Here is a 15,982-nt window from a genome sequence, read left to right as displayed (position 1 = left end):
TGGATAAAATGTGTATAGATTGTTAGTAAATTCCAAATTAACTGAAATATTAATGTGGAAAATGTGTACAATTTTATCCACAGGCCATATATCGAAATATGTTGTCGAAAAATTTTTATGAAAACTCCTCAAAGAGGTGAAAGAAATTGAAACTATTTTTACCAAATGAATATGTGAAAAATGTATATCACGTTCAACCAGAAGATTTGAAGAAACGTGGAATTAAAGGTGTTATTACTGATTTAGATAACACTTTAATTGAATGGGATCGTCCAAATGCAACGCCACAACTTGAAGAATGGTTTTTGAAAATGAAAGAGCAAGGCATTCAAGTAACGGTCGTTTCAAATAATAATGAGCAACGAGTGAAAGACTTTGCTGATCCATTAGGCATTCCATTTATTCATAGTGCGCGTAAGCCGTTTGTTCGTGCGTTTAAGCGTGCGATACGAGAGATGCAGTTGCAACCAGATGAAGTTGTAGTAATTGGGGATCAGTTACTGACGGATGTGCTAGGTGGAAACCGAGTTGGACTGCATACAATTTTAGTTGTACCAGTAGCACAAACAGACGGATTAGTAACGCGCTTTAATCGAAAAATTGAACGAAGAATTATGAGAAACATGAAGAAAAAAGGTTTAATTAACTGGGAGGAATAAAGTTTGACTGAAACAATTAAATGTATTGGTTGCGGTGTAGAAATTCAAACAGAAGATAAAAATGAAGTGGGATATGCTCCTGCCTCATCTTTAGAAAAAGAACAAGTAATTTGTCAACGCTGTTTTCGATTGAAACATTATAACGAAATTCAAGATGTCTCATTAACAGATGATGATTTCCTACGTATTCTAAACGGTATTGGAAAATCGGATGCGTTAGTAGTTAAAATTGTAGATATTTTTGACTTTAATGGTAGCTGGTTACCTGGCTTACATCGTTTCGTGGGAAATAATAAAGTATTACTTGTTGGGAATAAAGCTGATTTAATTCCTAAGTCAGTAAAACATGATAAAGTAAAGCATTGGATGCGCTATAGTGCAAAGCAGCTAGGATTAAAGCCAGAAGATGTCTTTTTAATTAGTGCAGCGAAGGGACAAGGGATTGCTGAGCTGGCAGATGCGATTGAGTATTACCGCGGCGGAAAAGATGTTTACGTTGTTGGATGTACAAATGTAGGGAAATCAACATTTATTAATCGTATGATTAAAGAATTTAGTGATGAGACTGAAAATGTAATTACAACATCTCATTTTCCAGGAACAACGCTTGATTTAATTGATATCCCGTTAGACGAAGAATCTTCTTTATATGATACACCAGGTATTATTAACCACCATCAAATGGCTCATTACGTTGGAAAACAAAGCTTAAAGCTTATTACACCAACAAAAGAAATTAAGCCGATGGTGTTCCAATTAAATGAAGAACAAACATTGTTCTTTAGTGGACTGGCACGTTTTGATTATGTAAGTGGCGGTCGTCGTGCATTTACTTGTCACTTCTCAAATCGCTTAACAATCCATCGTACAAAGCTTGAGAAAGCAGATGAATTGTATAAAAATCATGCTGGGGATTTACTAAGCCCGCCAACACCAGAAGAATTAGAAAATATGCCAGAGCTAGTGAAATACGAGTTTAATATTCGTGAACCGAAAACGGATGTTGTATTCTCTGGATTAGGATGGGTTACTGTGAACGAACCAGGAGCAAAAATTGTTGCACACGTACCAAAAGGAGTAAGTGTTTCATTACGTAAATCTTTAATTTAATATGGAGAGGGATTTATGAAACAATTATATGGTGTAATCGGAGATCCAATTGGACATTCATTATCACCCGTTATGCATAACGATGCATTTGAACACTTGAATATGGATGCCCATTATCATGCCTTTCTTGTTAAAGAGGAAGTGTTAGGGGAAGCAGTAAGAGGTTTAAAAGCGTTAGGTATTTCAGGATTTAATGTAACAACTCCGCACAAGGTTGCGATTATGGATTATTTGGATGAGATTGACCCGCTAGCAAAACAAATTGGTGCAGTAAATACGGTGGTTCATAAGGATGGAAAATTGATTGGCTACAATACAGATGGAATTGGTTTTGTCCGAGCACTGCAATCCATTAGTAGTGAACCACTTCAAGAGAAACGTATTTTATTACTTGGCGCAGGCGGTGCTAGTCGAGCTATTTATTTTTCACTTGCTGATGCAGGGGTGAAAGAGATTGATGTAGCTAATCGTACAGTAGATAAGGCGAAAGAACTTATTGCTGCATGTACGGCTACTGTTCATTCTGTTGCTTTATCATTAGAAAAAGCAACAAAAGAACAAGGGAATTATGATATTATCATTCAGACGACAACGATAGGTATGCATCCACGTGTCGAACATACGCCGTTACAAATTTCTTCGTTAAAAAATGGAACAATTGTATCAGATATAATTTATAATCCATTTGAAACGAAAATTTTATGTGAGGCGAAAGAGCAAGGTGCAATCATTCAAAATGGTATTGATATGTTTGTTTATCAAGGAGCGCTTGCATTTGAAATGTGGACAGGTTGCGTACCGAATATCGAACGAATGAAACAATTAGTTATAAGAAAGCTTGGAGGCTAACATATATGTTAACAGGAAAACAAAAAAGATTTTTACGTGCACAAGCACATCATTTAACACCAATTTTTCAAGTAGGAAAAGGCGGAGTAAATGAAAATATGATTAAACAAATTGCAGATACTTTAGAAGCTCGTGAGTTATTTAAAGTAAGTGTGCTACAAAACTGTGAATTCGATCGCCGTGAAGTTGCAGAAGAGCTTGCAAAAGGTGCACGTGCTGAAATCGTTCAAGTAATTGGAAGTACAATTGTTTTATACAAAGAATCAAGAGAAAACAAGCAAATTAAACTTCCTCGATAAAAATAGCATACGCTATTTTTATCACTAGTAATGATGTAGAAATCGAAACCAATTGAACTTTTATTAACAGTAAACTCTCTTCGGATGGAAATGAAGAGAGTTGCTGTATGTAAAAGGAAGGGGCGTTTCTTTTGAGAAAAATTGGCATCATTGGCGGTACATTTGATCCGCCACATTATGGGCATTTGCTAATTGCAAATGAAGTATATCACGCTTTGAATTTAGAAGAAGTATGGTTCTTACCGAACCAAATTCCGCCGCATAAACAAGGGCGGAATATTACAAGTGTAGAAAGTCGCTTACAAATGTTAGAACTTGCGACTGAGGCAGAGGAACATTTTTCTATTTGTTTAGAAGAGCTAAGCAGGAAGGGCCCATCTTATACGTATGACACTATGCTACAATTAACGAAGAAGTATCCGGATGTGCAGTTTCACTTTATTATTGGTGGAGATATGGTTGAGTATTTACCAAAGTGGTATAACATTGAAGCGTTACTTGATCTTGTAACGTTTGTTGGGGTTGCAAGACCTGGTTATACATTGCATACACCTTATCCTATCACCACTGTGGAAATTCCGGAGTTTGCAGTTTCTTCATCTTTATTACGTGAGAGATATAAAGAGAAGAAAACATGTAAATATTTACTTCCTGAAAAAGTACAGGTATATATCGAGAGGAATGGGTTGTATGAATCGTGAGGAAGCACTTCATATTGTGAAACAACAAATGCATGAAAAACGTTATATACACACAATTGGTGTAATGGAGACGGCAATTGAACTTGCTAAATTATACGGTGTGGATGAAAAAAAGGCTGAAGTTGCAGCTATATTCCATGATTATGCGAAGTGTAGAGCGATTTCAGAGATGGAAGAGATCATTAAAAGTGAAGATTTGCCGAAAGATTTACTTTGTTATAACAAAGAGTTATGGCATGCACCTGTTGGGGCATACTTAGTAGAAAAAGAAGTAGGCATTACGGATCCTGAAATTCTGCAAGCTATTACATATCATACAAGTGGTCATGAGAAAATGACGATGTTAGATAAAGTAATTTATGTAGCTGATTACATTGAACCTGGGCGAAAGTTTCCGGGGGTAGAGGAAGCTCGTAAACTCGCATATGCGGATATAAATCAAGCTTTATTATTTGCGTTAAAGAGAACAATTCAATTTTTAATGGAAAAAAATCAAACGATTTATCCATTAACATTCCAAACATACAACGCAGTTATCAAGGAGGAAATGAGTAAATGAAAGATAAAGATTTATTAGTATTAGCAGCAAAAGCAGCTGATGATAAGAGAGCAGAAGATATGGTTGTCCTAAATATGCAAGGTATTTCACCAATTGCAGATTATTTCATTATTTGTCACGGTAACTCAGATAAGCAAGTACAAGCCATTGCGCGTGAAATTAAAGCGAAAGCACACGAGTTCCAAATCGATGTACAACGTATGGAAGGTTTTGACGAAGCACGCTGGGTGTTAGTTGACCTTGGAGATGTAGTTGCTCATGTATTCCATAAAGATGAGCGTAATCACTATAATTTAGAGCGTCTATGGGGCGATGTGCCACGTGAAGATATTACAGAAGAGTTAGGCCAATGAACTACGAACAATTTGCATTGTTGTACGACGAACTAATGAATGACGTCCCGTATGATAAATGGGTGGAATTCACAGAGGAAAGCTTACAACAAGCGGATATGAAAGAGGCAAAGATTCTGGATGTAGCATGCGGTACTGGTAATGTAACGCTTCCGCTTGTACAAAAGGGTTACGATGTAATCGGTGTCGATCTTTCAGAAGAAATGTTAGCAGTCGCTCAGCAAAAACTAGGCGGAGAAGGGCATTTTATTCCTTTTTACCAACAAGATATGCGCGAACTTGATGTTCCGGGTGAGTTTGATTGTGTAACAATCTTTTGTGATTCATTAAATTATGTATTGCAAGAAGATGGCGTACAAGAAACATTTCGAAGAGTGTTTCATCATTTACGTCAAGATGGTTTGTTTTTATTTGATGTACATTCTTTATATAAAATACATCATGTATTTCAAAATGAAACATACACAGTGAATGGGGAAGAAATATCTCTTATTTGGAATTGCTTCCCTGGTGAAGAATCAAATAGTGTAGAACATGATTTAACATTCTTTGTTCAAGACCCAGAAAAAGATGTGTATCATCGTTTTGATGAATGTCACGTGCAACGTGCATATCCGGTTGAAGAGTTAACGAAATGGCTTGAAGAGGCTGGTTTTACAGTACTTCGTGTAACTGGTGACTTTGAGCGACTTGAAGTTACAGAACAAACAGAGCGTATTTTCTTCATGGCGAAGAAAAACGGATAAAACAAAAGCAACCGAGAAGGTTGCTTTTGTTTTGTAAAGGAGCTGTAATTTTAGTTCTAGAATAATAAGGAAATGATATGTGTGAAGTGTGAAAATGCTAGTTTAAGTGAAAATATAATGTGAAAAAGTAAGTATTTATAAAAAGGATTTGGAATAACGATGACGTATTTATTATGTGTGCTTATTGAATTGCTGATCAACGCATTTTAAATCTTCATCAAACTTCTCGTGTGTCCGCTCGATTAATTTATGAAACATATCCCCAACATGTTCTTCTAAAACACGAATACCTTCTCCTGTAACGCCGCCTTTAACGCATACTTTTTCTTGTAAAGTAGGTAATGTGAAAATCCCTTTTTCAAGTAGTTTCCCCATTCCAACGACCATTTCACTTACTAAAGTAGTGGCTTCTTCATGTGTGATATTTGTTTTATCTACAGCAGCGTTAATGAAACATTGTAATAAATAACTAAAGAATGCAGGGCCGCAGCTTGCTATATCAGATGAAACGCGTGTTATATCTTCTTCTATTACAAGGGGAGTAGAAATATTTTTGAATAGACGAAATAGTTTTTGTTGCCATTCTTCAGAGCAGTTATTTCCAAATGTAAATAGTGATGCGCCAGACAGGGCGCGGTTTGTAATGCTCGGAATAATACGGGCAACATGGCAAGGTACAAGTGTCTCTAATTGTGATGGAGATATTGGACTTGTGATAGAAACTAAGCACTTTTCATCAGAAAAATGTTCAGCGTATTTTTGTAGGATCGGATATATATCTATCGGCTTTACGCAAATAAAAATAAGATGTGATCGTTCGATTACCTTATCAATAGTTTTGGCTATATGAACAGAAGGGTATTTTTCCTTTATATGATATGCTTTGGCTGGCGTTCGATTAATGATTGTAAGGCACGAAGGTTTGACAGCACGGGTTTCTAAAAATGCATCGATTAATATATTCCCCATGTTTCCTGTCCCTATAATTCCTATGTTCAATGTTTCATCCCTCCTTCGTAACAGCTTTCTCCTAAACAATATGAATGATGTTATAAATTTATGATTAGAGGTGTAAAATGATGTGGGATTTTCCAAAGAAATGGTTAGGACTAGTAGCTATTATTGGGATTGTACTTTTTCTTCTTTTTTGGAAAACGAACGAGCATACAGAGCGCTCGGTCATTACAACGGATGTTCAAGCGAAAGAGATAGAGAAAAAAAGTAAACCGAAAATATCGGATACAAAGCAGCAGAAAAAAATAATTGTAATTGATATGAAAGGGGCTGTTGTTAAAGAGGGAGTGTATGAAATGAAAGAAGGAGACCGGGTCAAGGATGCCATTGAAAAGGCAGGCGGTTTTTTACCCGAAGCAGATAGGAAAAAGGTAAATTTAGCGCAAGTGGTACAAGACCAAATGGTCCTTTATGTGCCGGATAAAAATGAACAAGTGCAGGAAGGGGCTGCTGTTTCAAAGGGGGAGGAGAAAGTTCAAATAAATGCAGCTTCTAAAGAACAACTTGAAAAAATTACAGGTATCGGTTCTAGGAAAGCAGAAAGTATTTTGAAATATCGTGAGGAACATGGTCCGTTTCAGAAAATAGAAGATTTGTTAGAGATTGATGGGATTGGTGTGAAGTCTCTGGAAAAAATAAAAGATCAAATTATTATTCCGTAAAAGATTGACGAAGTTTTTCTTCATTCGCTACACTACAAGTAGACAAAAAAGTAGGTGAAGAATATGGAACGAATTTCATGGGATCAATATTTTATGACGCAAAGCCATTTGCTATCTTTACGTAGTACATGTACAAGGCTTGCAGTAGGAGCAACAATCGTTCGTGATAAACGAATTATTGCTGGTGGATATAATGGTTCAATTAAAGGTGGCGTACATTGTATAGATGATGGATGCTACGTTATTGATAATCATTGTGTTCGTACAATTCACGCAGAAATGAATGCTTTATTACAATGTGCAAAATTTGGCGTGAAAACGGAGGAAGCGGAAATTTATGTTACGCATTTTCCGTGTTTACAATGTTGTAAGGCGATTATACAAAGTGGTATTACAGCGGTTTATTATGCACAGGATTATAAAAATCATCCATATGCCGTAGAGTTATTTGAAAAAGCGAATGTAACGGTGAAACACGTTCCGTTAGAATATGATATTGCAGCATTAGAGGATCAAAAGCGTCATATGGAGTTAAAAGAACTATTTGCATCTTTAGAAAAAGAGAACTTATCAATGGAAGAATTACAGCATGTATTCACGAAAGCAAAAATGATGCTATAAGGAGTGAGTATGAGTTGCAAGGACAATGGGGCTACGTTGCAATCTCATTTATAATAGGGATTGCAATCGCCTTCTCCTCTTCAGTTGTATTGCTGACTTGTTGTCTCGTTCTATATGTTTTCTTTTGTTTGTATCGTACTTCGCGTAAAACCTTCCTTTATTGTATGATAGTGTGTTTTAGTGGCGCTATGTACACCACGTATGTTCAAGGGCAAAATAAGCCTCTGGGAGAGTCCTACGAAGCTACAAGAGGAGTGATATATAATACACCTCTTATTAACGGGGATCGCCTATCATTTCAAGTTGAAGATCAGAATAAAAATATAGTGCAGTTAAGTTACAAAATGAAATCAGCCTCGGAAAAGAAACAAATGCGACAATTACATGCAGGAGTGTCATGTATATTTGATGGTGAGAGGAAAGAACCACAAATAGCTCGGAATTTTCATGGGTTTAATTATCGTGATTATTTATATAAGCAAAATATTCATTTCATATTGGAAGCTACATATATTTCTGAATGCCGTAAAACATCGTTGTCACTTGTGCAATGGATTCTTCTTTTGAGGCAGCAAGCAATCTTAGGAGTTACAGAAATGTTTCCAGAGCAATCAGGCGCTTTTATGAACGCGTTACTATTTGGTGATAGACAACAAATGACATTTGAAGTTGAAGAGCAATATCAACAATTCGGTCTTGTGCATTTGTTGGCGATTTCAGGATCGCATATCGTATTGTTAATGGTGATTGTGTATTTTATTTTGCTAAGAAGTGGTGTGACAAGGGAGATAGCAACAGTATGTCTTATCTTCTTCATTCCTATATATATGATTTTAGCAGGAGCGTCACCGTCTGTTATAAGAGCTTCTGTAACAGGAGTTTTAATGTTAATTGCTTTTATGTGTTCTATTCGTTTATCTAGCTTAGATGCTTTAAGTATAACAGCTATATGTATGCTTATATTTGATCCATATCTCGTGTTTAATATTGGCTTTCAGTTTTCTTTCGTTGGGAGTTTTGCTTTACTTTTATCTGCCCCGCTCTTACTAGAGAGTGGTAATGGAGTAATTAGAAATTCTATTTATATTTCTCTTATTTCACAGCTCGTTAGTACTCCGATTTTGTTATATCACTTCGGTTATTATTCTCCATATAGTATTTTTCTAAATATCCTTTACGTTCCGTTTTTATCTCTCATTGTATTGCCGTGTAGTATTATTGTTTTGATATGTATGCCGATCATCCCGTTTCTTGCAAAAAGCTTTGCGAATGTACTATCAATAGGTTTGAATTTTTCTAATGATTTTTTAAGTTATTGTGAAAGTTTACCATTTACCCGTCTTAATTTCGGACAAACACCTATACTTCTTGTAGCCTTATATTGCGTGAGTATTATTAGTGTATTGATGGTTTGGGAAAGGCGAATATCGAAGGGAATGATGTTTATATCTGCGGGCATATTTCTTTTCATTAGTACAGGTCATTATGTATATCCGTATTTTCGAGAAAGTGGGAGTGTTACATTTCTTGATGTTGGCCAGGGGGATGCAATATTAATTCGCCTCCCGTATGATCAAGAGATTTACCTTATTGATACTGGTGGAACAATTCGTTTAAACAAGGAAGAATGGCAACGGAAAAAGCATGAATTTTCTGTTGGAAATGATATTTTGATCCCTTATTTACAAAAGGAAGGTATTAAAAAAATTGATAAATTAATTGTAACGCATGGAGATGCAGATCATATCGGTGCTGCACAAGAATTATTATCAAATATAACCGTAAAAGAAGTTGTATTTGGTCGAAAGGAACAAGAGGCAATATTAGAAAAAGCAGTAAAGAAACAGGCGTTAGAAAAGGAAGTGAAAATAAGTGAAGTGGGGGAAGGAGAGAGTTGGCGCGTAAATGAAGCGGAATTTTTTGTGCTAGCACCAACAGGAAAAGAAAGAAGTGAAAATAACGCTTCAATTGTACTGTGGGCAAAATTAGGGGGGATAACGTGGCTGTTTACAGGTGATTTAGAAGAAGAAGGAGAGAAGGGTTTAGTAGCTACATATCCAGATTTACGGGCGGATGTTTTAAAGGTTGCTCATCATGGAAGTAATACGTCATCTATAACGCCTTTTTTGAGCGCCGTACAGCCTAATATAGCGATTATTTCTGTCGGTGAACGGAATAGGTATGGGCACCCTCATAAGGAAGTTATAGAGCGTTTTGAGAAGATGGGGATTGAAATATGGCGCACGGATAAGCAAGGTGCTATTTCCTATGTTTTTAAAGGGGAACGCGGAACGTTTCGTAGCAAAATCACATATGATGAAACACGGAATAGATAAAAAAAAGACTGCCAGTAAGCAGCAGTCTTTAAGAACCGATAAATTTAATAACAGTTGCAATGATGAAAAGTGTTGCGAAAAAACCAAATGAGACGATAAATCCTACCCCTGAATCAATAGCGTCATTGCGTTTACTTTGAACGTTTTGTTCAAAATCATTCATTTAGAATCCCTCCCCAACATTCCACTTTAGTATAAAATATTGTCAGAAAAAAATCTACAATTTCCATATGAAGAGAAATCGAGCGTTTTGACTACTTTTAGATCATGTAGTCACGTGAGTTTTTGTTTCCAAGCATGTTAACAGTTGGCACTTATACTCGAATTTTTATGGTGAATAATAAAGGGAAGGTGATTACCGCACACCAATAAGAAACCCGGGGCTTATTGCGTGGCGTTTAATATAAATAAAGGGACGGGTTATACAGCCTGTTCCTTTGTACTTGTAAAACAAAAGCTAGGGCATTAGTATAAAATATATATTGCCAAGTTAGGGAGTAGGAAAAAGTATGAGTGATATACATAAAAAGATTAAAAAAAAGCAGTTTGCTTCGTTGTATTTACTGTATGGAACGGAAGCGTTTTTTATAAATGAAACGATAAAGCTTATTACAACAGAAGCGCTTGAAGAGGAAGATCGCGAGTTTAATGTTGTGACATATGATTTAGAAGAAGCGTATTTAGAAGATGTGGTTGAGGATGCACGTACACTTCCTTTTTTCGGAGAACGTAAAGTGTTATTAATAAAATCACCATTATTTTTAACGTCACAAAAAGAAAAGTTAGAACAAAATATAAAAATTTTAGAAGAATATATCGGGGAACCTTCTCCATTTTCTATTCTTGTTTTTGTTGCGCCTTACGAAAAGCTTGATGAACGAAAAAAAATTACAAAACTATTAAAGAAAACAGCAGATATAGTAGAAGCGAATGCGATGCAAGTGCAGGATGTTCAAAAGTGGATTGTAGCTCGTGCAGAGGAAGGGCATGTACATATTGATAATGCAGCTGTTAGTTTATTGTTAGAGCTTGTGGGAAGTAATGTGACGATGTTGGCGAAGGAAATGGACAAGTTAACGTTATACGTCGGTATGGGCGGAGAGATTACGCCGAAACTTGTTGCAGAGCTTGTGCCAAAATCAGTTGAACAAAATGTATTTGCTTTAACAGAAAAAGTGGTAAAAAAAGATATCGCAGGTGCGATGCAAATTTTGGATGGATTATTTACGCAGCAGGAGGAACCGATTAAATTGCTTGCGTTGTTAGTAAGTCAATTCCGCTTGCTGCATCAAGTGAAAGAGTTACAGCAGCGTGGTTATGGACAAAATCAAATTGCTTCTCATATTGGTGTACATCCATATCGTGTAAAGTTAGCGATGAATCAAACGAAGTTTTTCTCTTTTGAAGAACTAAAAAAAGTGATTATAGAATTGGCGGAAGCTGATTATAGTATGAAGACTGGAAAAATGGATAAGAAACTTGTGCTTGAGTTTTTCTTAATGCGATTAAATCATATGTGATGATACAAAAAGTTCACGTGCTTAGCACGTGAACTTTTTTGGATATAAAAAAACGATCCAAATGGATCGTTTTTTAAACGCCTTACGCGTTTACTTGTTTCGCTAAGCGAGATTTTTGACGAGCTGCAGCGTTTTGGTGGATAAGACCTTTACGAGCTGCTTTGTCAAGTTTTTTAGAAGCAGTTTTGAAAGCTTCTTTAGCATTTTCAAGATCGTTATTAGTAACTAAAGCTTCTACAGTTTTAACAGCAGAACGCATGTCAGACTTGATAGAAGCGTTATGTGCACGACGCTCTTCGCTAAGTTTAGCGCGTTTGATAGCAGATTTGATGTTTGCCATACTTTTCACCTCCCTGGTGCAATCGAATGACTCGATTCTTAACATAGAACAAGTGATATTCTATCAAACGGTGAAGAGAATTGCAATAGTATATCTATGAAATTTCACGTAAAGGAAAGAATGACCTTATATAACTTTGGGAAATCTAACGATATTTACTATGAATTACGGAGGAGATACGATGAAAGAATCATTAGATTTAAGTAAATATAGCGTTAGAACTGACCTTGCTGTAGAGGCACATCAAATGCTGCAAGAGCGCCAAGAAGAGGAAAAAGGGATACAAGGCGTTATTGTAAAAGAGAGGGAAGAAGAAGGTATTATCATTACGAAAGTAACGATTGATGAAGTTGCCTCTGAATCGATGGGTAAAAAACCTGGAAATTATTTAACGCTTGAAGTACAAGGTATACGTCAACAAGATACGGAATTGCAACAAAAAGTAGAGCGCATTTTTGCAAAAGAATTTTCTTATTTCTTAGAAGAGGTTGGCGTTACGAAAGAAGCGAGTTGTTTAATTGTTGGTCTTGGAAATTGGAATGTAACGCCCGATGCGCTTGGACCGATAGTGGTAGAAAATGTATTGGTAACGAGACATTTGTTTCAATTGCAGCCTGAAAGTGTAGAAGAAGGCTTTAGGCCTGTTAGTGCAATTCGGCCGGGGGTAATGGGGATTACAGGAATTGAAACGAGCGATGTCATTTATGGAATCATTGAGAAGACAAAACCAGACTTTGTCATTGCAATTGATGCATTAGCTGCTCGTTCTATTGAAAGGGTAAATAGTACGATACAAATTTCTGATACAGGAATTCATCCTGGATCGGGTGTTGGGAATAAACGTAAGGAACTGAGTAAAGAAACATTAGGTATTCCTGTTATCGCAATTGGTGTTCCAACTGTGGTGGATGCCGTTTCAATTACAAGCGATACAATTGATTTTATTTTGAAACATTTTGGCCGGGAGATGAAAGAAGGAAACAAACCTTCTCGATCTTTGTTACCAGCTGGTTTTACATTTGGAGAAAAGAAAAAATTAACAGAAGAAGATATGCCGGATGAAAAGAGCCGAAATATGTTTTTAGGTGCTGTAGGTACACTGGAAGATGAAGAGAAGAGAAAATTAATTTATGAAGTGTTATCGCCTCTAGGTCATAATTTAATGGTGACTCCGAAAGAAGTGGATGCCTTCATAGAAGATATGGCAAATGTAATCGCAAGTGGTTTAAATGCAGCACTGCATCATCAAATTGACCAAGATAATACAGGAGCATATACACATTGATGGAAAGAGACGATAATCATTTAAGCCGCTTTTCCCTTTTATGTATATGTAGTGCGATCATATGCTTACTTATGGTGGCAGCAGGGGTGGCACTTGCAAATCACGGATTGAAAAGTATGAAAGGTTATCAGCAAATGTCGTATGAACAAATCGCTCATATGACAGGAACAAAAGGTGAGGCCGCTGAATCAGAAATTTCGGAGAGTTCGTTTTCCGCTACTGAAAAACAAAAACAATTAGAAAGCTTAAAAAGTTTTAATGTTGTAGAAGGAATGGGTATGGCGATAGCAAGTGTTGCCTACGAAATAACAAAGTTTGGAACAGATATAGTTGTCGGGAAAGTAAAAGGAATTTTTAGTTAAGAGTCAAACGGAGGACGGTTGTTTTACAGATTTGTAAGACGGCCGTTTTTAAATTTGAAAAAGGTTTGTCTCTTATGGTTTGTTCGCATAAGATATAGATAGAATGATTTGTATTGTAAGCAGCACGAGTTTTCATTGAATCTTTGCTGCTCTATTGATATAATCAGTGCTAGTGTATATTGGCGAGACTATTAGGAGTTGAGAACATAGATGAACAAAGAAGAAAGAGCAAAAAGACAGTCCAAAATTCGTAATTTCTCTATCATTGCTCATATTGACCACGGAAAGTCAACGTTAGCAGACCGTATTTTAGAGAAAACAAACGCGTTAACACAACGTGAAATGAAAGCTCAGTTGCTTGACTCTATGGATTTAGAGCGTGAGCGTGGTATTACAATTAAATTAAACGCAGTACAATTAAACTATAAAGCAAAAGACGGCGAAGAATATATTCTTCACTTAATTGATACACCAGGACACGTCGACTTTACGTACGAAGTATCTCGTAGTTTAGCGGCTTGTGAAGGTGCGATTCTTGTAGTAGATGCAGCGCAAGGTATTGAAGCGCAAACGTTAGCAAACGTATACTTAGCGCTTGATAACAATTTAGAAATTTTACCGGTTATTAATAAAATCGACTTACCAAGTGCAGACCCAGAGCGTGTACGCCAAGAAGTAGAAGATGTAATTGGATTAGATGCATCAGAAGCTGTACTTGCTTCTGCAAAAGCTGGGATTGGTATTGAAGAGATTTTAGAACAAATCGTTGAAAAAGTACCAGCACCAACAGGTGATTCAGAAGAACCGTTACAATGTATGATCTTTGACTCTTTATATGATCCATACCGCGGTGTAATTGCGTATATCCGTGTTGTAAATGGAACGGTAAAAGTTGGCGATAAAGTACGCATGATGGCAACTGGAAAAGAGTTTGAAGTAACAGAAGTAGGTGTATTTACACCGAAAACTACGCAACGTGACGAGTTAACAGTAGGTGATGTAGGTTTCTTAGCAGCATCGATTAAAAATGTTGGTGATACACGCGTTGGTGATACGATTACACACGCGAAACGTCCGGCAGCTGAGCCGTTAGCAGGTTATCGTAAATTAAATCCAATGGTATTCTGTGGTTTATATCCGATTGATTCTGCACGTTACAACGACTTACGTGATGCGTTAGAAAAATTAGAATTAAACGATTCTGCACTTGAGTTTGAACCAGAAACATCTCAAGCGCTAGGATTTGGTTTCCGTTGTGGATTCTTAGGACTTCTTCATATGGAAATCATTCAAGAACGTATTGAACGTGAATTTAAGATTGATTTAATTACAACAGCGCCAAGCGTTATTTATAAAGTATTCTTAACAAATGGTGAAGACATGATTGTCGATAACCCGTCTAATATGCCGGATCCACAAACAATTGATCGTGTTGAAGAGCCATTTGTTAAAGCTGCAATTATGGTTCCGAACGACTATGTTGGAGCTGTAATGGAAATTTGCCAAGGTAAACGCGGCACATTTATTGATATGCAATATTTAGATGAAACGCGTGTTACATTGACATATGAAATCCCGTTATCAGAAATCGTATATGACTTCTTCGATCAGTTGAAATCAAATACGAAAGGATATGCATCATTTGATTATGAGTTAATTGGTTACAAACCATCTAAACTTGTAAAAATGGATATTCTTTTAAATTCTGAGCAAGTCGATGCTCTATCATTTATCGTACACCGTGATTCAGCGTATGACCGTGGTAAAGTAATCGTAGAAAAATTAAAAGAATTAATTCCAAGACAGCAATTCGAAGTGCCAATTCAAGCGACTATCGGAAATAAAGTTGTAGCGCGTTCTACAATTAAGGCGATGCGTAAAAACGTACTTGCGAAATGTTACGGTGGTGACATTTCTCGTAAGCGTAAACTTCTTGACAAGCAAAAAGAAGGTAAAAAACGTATGAAGTCTGTTGGTTCTGTAGAAGTACCGCAAGAAGCATTCATGGCTGTACTGAAAATGGATGACAACTAATATTTGGAATGAAAAAAGAAGTCGTTTATGCGGCTTCTTTTTTATGTATAATTACTTTTTAGACATCTGAGTGGCTCTCATTTACAATAGTGAGAGAGCTTTTTAGTTCATATAGAGTTAGGAGTTTGTTAATGTCCGAAAATATTCGAAAAGATATTCAAGAAAAAATACAAAATGGCAATTTTAATTGTGAAAAGGAATTGACGCTGTCCATTATTAGTGGAAAGTGGAAAGTTGTAATATTATGGCATCTTGGTGTGGAAGGGCCTCATCGTTTTAGTGAATTACAACGGTTATTTCCAAGCATTTCTCATAAAGTTTTGTCAAACCAATTAAAAGAGTTAATGGAAGATGGGATTGTTGATCGGACCGTATACCCAGAAATTCCTCCGCGAGTGGAATATTATATGACGGAATTAGGCATGTCGCTTTTACCAATCGTTGAAATGATGTATGATTGGGGAAAAATGCGAATGGAACAAATTCGTAATACGTTAGAGAAGTAAAAGAAGCCTCCCGAGCGCGGAGGTTT

The 15,982-nt window shown here is 36.5% G+C and carries 19 protein-coding genes; 16 read left to right on the top strand and 3 right to left on the bottom strand.

Annotated elements, in window-relative coordinates; translation table 11 throughout:
- Positions 1–146: 146 nt before the first annotated feature.
- From ACVWY7_RS01365 to ACVWY7_RS01330, 8 genes are all read left to right on the top strand, one after another.
- Complete coding sequence (locus ACVWY7_RS01365) at positions 147–659, top strand: YqeG family HAD IIIA-type phosphatase (protein ID WP_000765311.1); 513 nt, start codon at positions 147–149, stop codon at positions 657–659.
- Positions 660–662: 3 nt separating this feature from the next.
- Positions 663–1,769 carry a ribosome biogenesis GTPase YqeH gene (gene yqeH / locus ACVWY7_RS01360; RefSeq protein ID WP_000140795.1) on the top strand — a complete coding sequence of 369 codons (1,107 nt, stop codon included), beginning with the start codon at positions 663–665 and terminating at the stop codon, positions 1,767–1,769.
- Positions 1,770–1,784: 15 nt separating this feature from the next.
- On the top strand, positions 1,785–2,618 hold the full coding sequence (gene aroE, locus ACVWY7_RS01355; protein WP_000812060.1) for a shikimate dehydrogenase: 834 nt from the start codon (positions 1,785–1,787) through the stop codon (positions 2,616–2,618).
- Positions 2,619–2,623: 5 nt separating this feature from the next.
- Positions 2,624–2,917 carry a ribosome assembly RNA-binding protein YhbY gene (gene yhbY, locus ACVWY7_RS01350; RefSeq protein WP_000955224.1) on the top strand — a complete coding sequence of 98 codons (294 nt, stop codon included), beginning with the start codon at positions 2,624–2,626 and terminating at the stop codon, positions 2,915–2,917.
- Positions 2,918–3,048: 131 nt separating this feature from the next.
- Complete coding sequence (gene nadD / locus ACVWY7_RS01345; RefSeq protein ID WP_001226054.1) at positions 3,049–3,618, top strand: nicotinate-nucleotide adenylyltransferase; 570 nt, start codon at positions 3,049–3,051, stop codon at positions 3,616–3,618.
- Positions 3,608–4,177: a bis(5'-nucleosyl)-tetraphosphatase (symmetrical) YqeK gene (yqeK, locus tag ACVWY7_RS01340; RefSeq protein WP_001078245.1), complete on the top strand. Its 570-nt coding sequence runs from the start codon at positions 3,608–3,610 to the stop codon at positions 4,175–4,177. Before nadD ends, yqeK begins: the two co-directional genes overlap by 11 nt.
- Positions 4,174–4,530 carry a ribosome silencing factor gene (rsfS, locus tag ACVWY7_RS01335; protein ID WP_000653200.1) on the top strand — a complete coding sequence of 119 codons (357 nt, stop codon included), beginning with the start codon at positions 4,174–4,176 and terminating at the stop codon, positions 4,528–4,530. The genes yqeK and rsfS overlap by 4 nt, the downstream gene beginning before the upstream one ends.
- Positions 4,527–5,276 carry a class I SAM-dependent DNA methyltransferase gene (locus ACVWY7_RS01330; RefSeq protein ID WP_001105571.1) on the top strand — a complete coding sequence of 250 codons (750 nt, stop codon included), beginning with the start codon at positions 4,527–4,529 and terminating at the stop codon, positions 5,274–5,276. The genes rsfS and ACVWY7_RS01330 overlap by 4 nt, the downstream gene beginning before the upstream one ends.
- Positions 5,277–5,447: 171 nt before the next feature.
- Here ACVWY7_RS01330 and comER read toward each other — a convergent pair whose 3' ends face one another.
- Positions 5,448–6,275 (bottom strand): late competence protein ComER, encoded by an 828-nt coding sequence (comER, locus tag ACVWY7_RS01325; RefSeq protein WP_001020550.1) that lies wholly within the window; start codon positions 6,273–6,275, stop codon positions 5,448–5,450.
- Positions 6,276–6,352: 77 nt separating this feature from the next.
- Between comER and comEA the strand changes: the two genes are divergently transcribed.
- The 3 genes from comEA (at position 6,353) to ACVWY7_RS01310 (ending at position 9,909) form a co-directional block, all read left to right on the top strand.
- Positions 6,353–6,952: a competence protein ComEA gene (gene comEA / locus ACVWY7_RS01320; protein WP_017560009.1), complete on the top strand. Its 600-nt coding sequence runs from the start codon at positions 6,353–6,355 to the stop codon at positions 6,950–6,952.
- Positions 6,953–7,015: 63 nt separating this feature from the next.
- On the top strand, positions 7,016–7,573 hold the full coding sequence (locus ACVWY7_RS01315) for a ComE operon protein 2 (RefSeq protein WP_000439783.1): 558 nt from the start codon (positions 7,016–7,018) through the stop codon (positions 7,571–7,573).
- A gap of 14 nt (positions 7,574–7,587) precedes the next feature.
- Positions 7,588–9,909, top strand: a complete 2,322-nt coding sequence (locus ACVWY7_RS01310; RefSeq protein WP_105989432.1) for a DNA internalization-related competence protein ComEC/Rec2 — start codon at positions 7,588–7,590, stop codon at positions 9,907–9,909.
- A gap of 28 nt (positions 9,910–9,937) precedes the next feature.
- On the opposite strand, the gene ACVWY7_RS01305 is transcribed toward ACVWY7_RS01310, so the two are convergent.
- Entirely contained in the window at positions 9,938–10,072 is a 135-nt protein-coding gene (locus ACVWY7_RS01305; RefSeq protein ID WP_000997609.1) for a YqzM family protein, read from the bottom strand.
- Positions 10,073–10,418: 346 nt separating this feature from the next.
- On the opposite strand from ACVWY7_RS01305, the gene holA reads away from it, so the two are divergent.
- Positions 10,419–11,429, top strand: a complete 1,011-nt coding sequence (holA, locus tag ACVWY7_RS01300) for a DNA polymerase III subunit delta (protein WP_001989864.1) — start codon at positions 10,419–10,421, stop codon at positions 11,427–11,429.
- 82 nt (positions 11,430–11,511) lie between these two features.
- Here holA and rpsT read toward each other — a convergent pair whose 3' ends face one another.
- The gene (gene rpsT / locus ACVWY7_RS01295; protein WP_001274011.1) at positions 11,512–11,769 is read right to left on the bottom strand and encodes a 30S ribosomal protein S20; all 258 of its coding nucleotides are present in this window, start codon (positions 11,767–11,769) and stop codon (positions 11,512–11,514) included.
- A gap of 181 nt (positions 11,770–11,950) precedes the next feature.
- Here rpsT and gpr point away from each other — a divergent pair, with 181 nt between their 5' ends.
- The 4 genes from gpr to ACVWY7_RS01275 all read left to right on the top strand — a co-directional run bounded on the left by gpr (position 11,951) and on the right by ACVWY7_RS01275 (position 15,956).
- Positions 11,951–13,054 (top strand): GPR endopeptidase, encoded by a 1,104-nt coding sequence (gene gpr / locus ACVWY7_RS01290; RefSeq protein ID WP_073525089.1) that lies wholly within the window; start codon positions 11,951–11,953, stop codon positions 13,052–13,054.
- Positions 13,054–13,416, top strand: coding sequence for a YqxA family protein (locus ACVWY7_RS01285; RefSeq protein ID WP_000438983.1), 363 nt, complete (start codon positions 13,054–13,056; stop codon positions 13,414–13,416). The genes gpr and ACVWY7_RS01285 overlap by 1 nt, the downstream gene beginning before the upstream one ends.
- A 210-nt stretch (positions 13,417–13,626) precedes the next feature.
- On the top strand, positions 13,627–15,450 hold the full coding sequence (lepA, locus tag ACVWY7_RS01280) for an elongation factor 4 (RefSeq protein WP_001030953.1): 1,824 nt from the start codon (positions 13,627–13,629) through the stop codon (positions 15,448–15,450).
- Between the two features lie 131 nt (positions 15,451–15,581).
- Complete coding sequence (locus tag ACVWY7_RS01275; RefSeq protein ID WP_001293546.1) at positions 15,582–15,956, top strand: winged helix-turn-helix transcriptional regulator; 375 nt, start codon at positions 15,582–15,584, stop codon at positions 15,954–15,956.
- The last annotated feature ends 26 nt before the right edge of the window (positions 15,957–15,982 follow it).

The organism is Bacillus sp. TE9106W (genome assembly GCF_054062215.1).
Note: the sequence above shows the minus strand (reverse complement) of the source record. Positions and strands in the feature narration are given on the sequence as shown.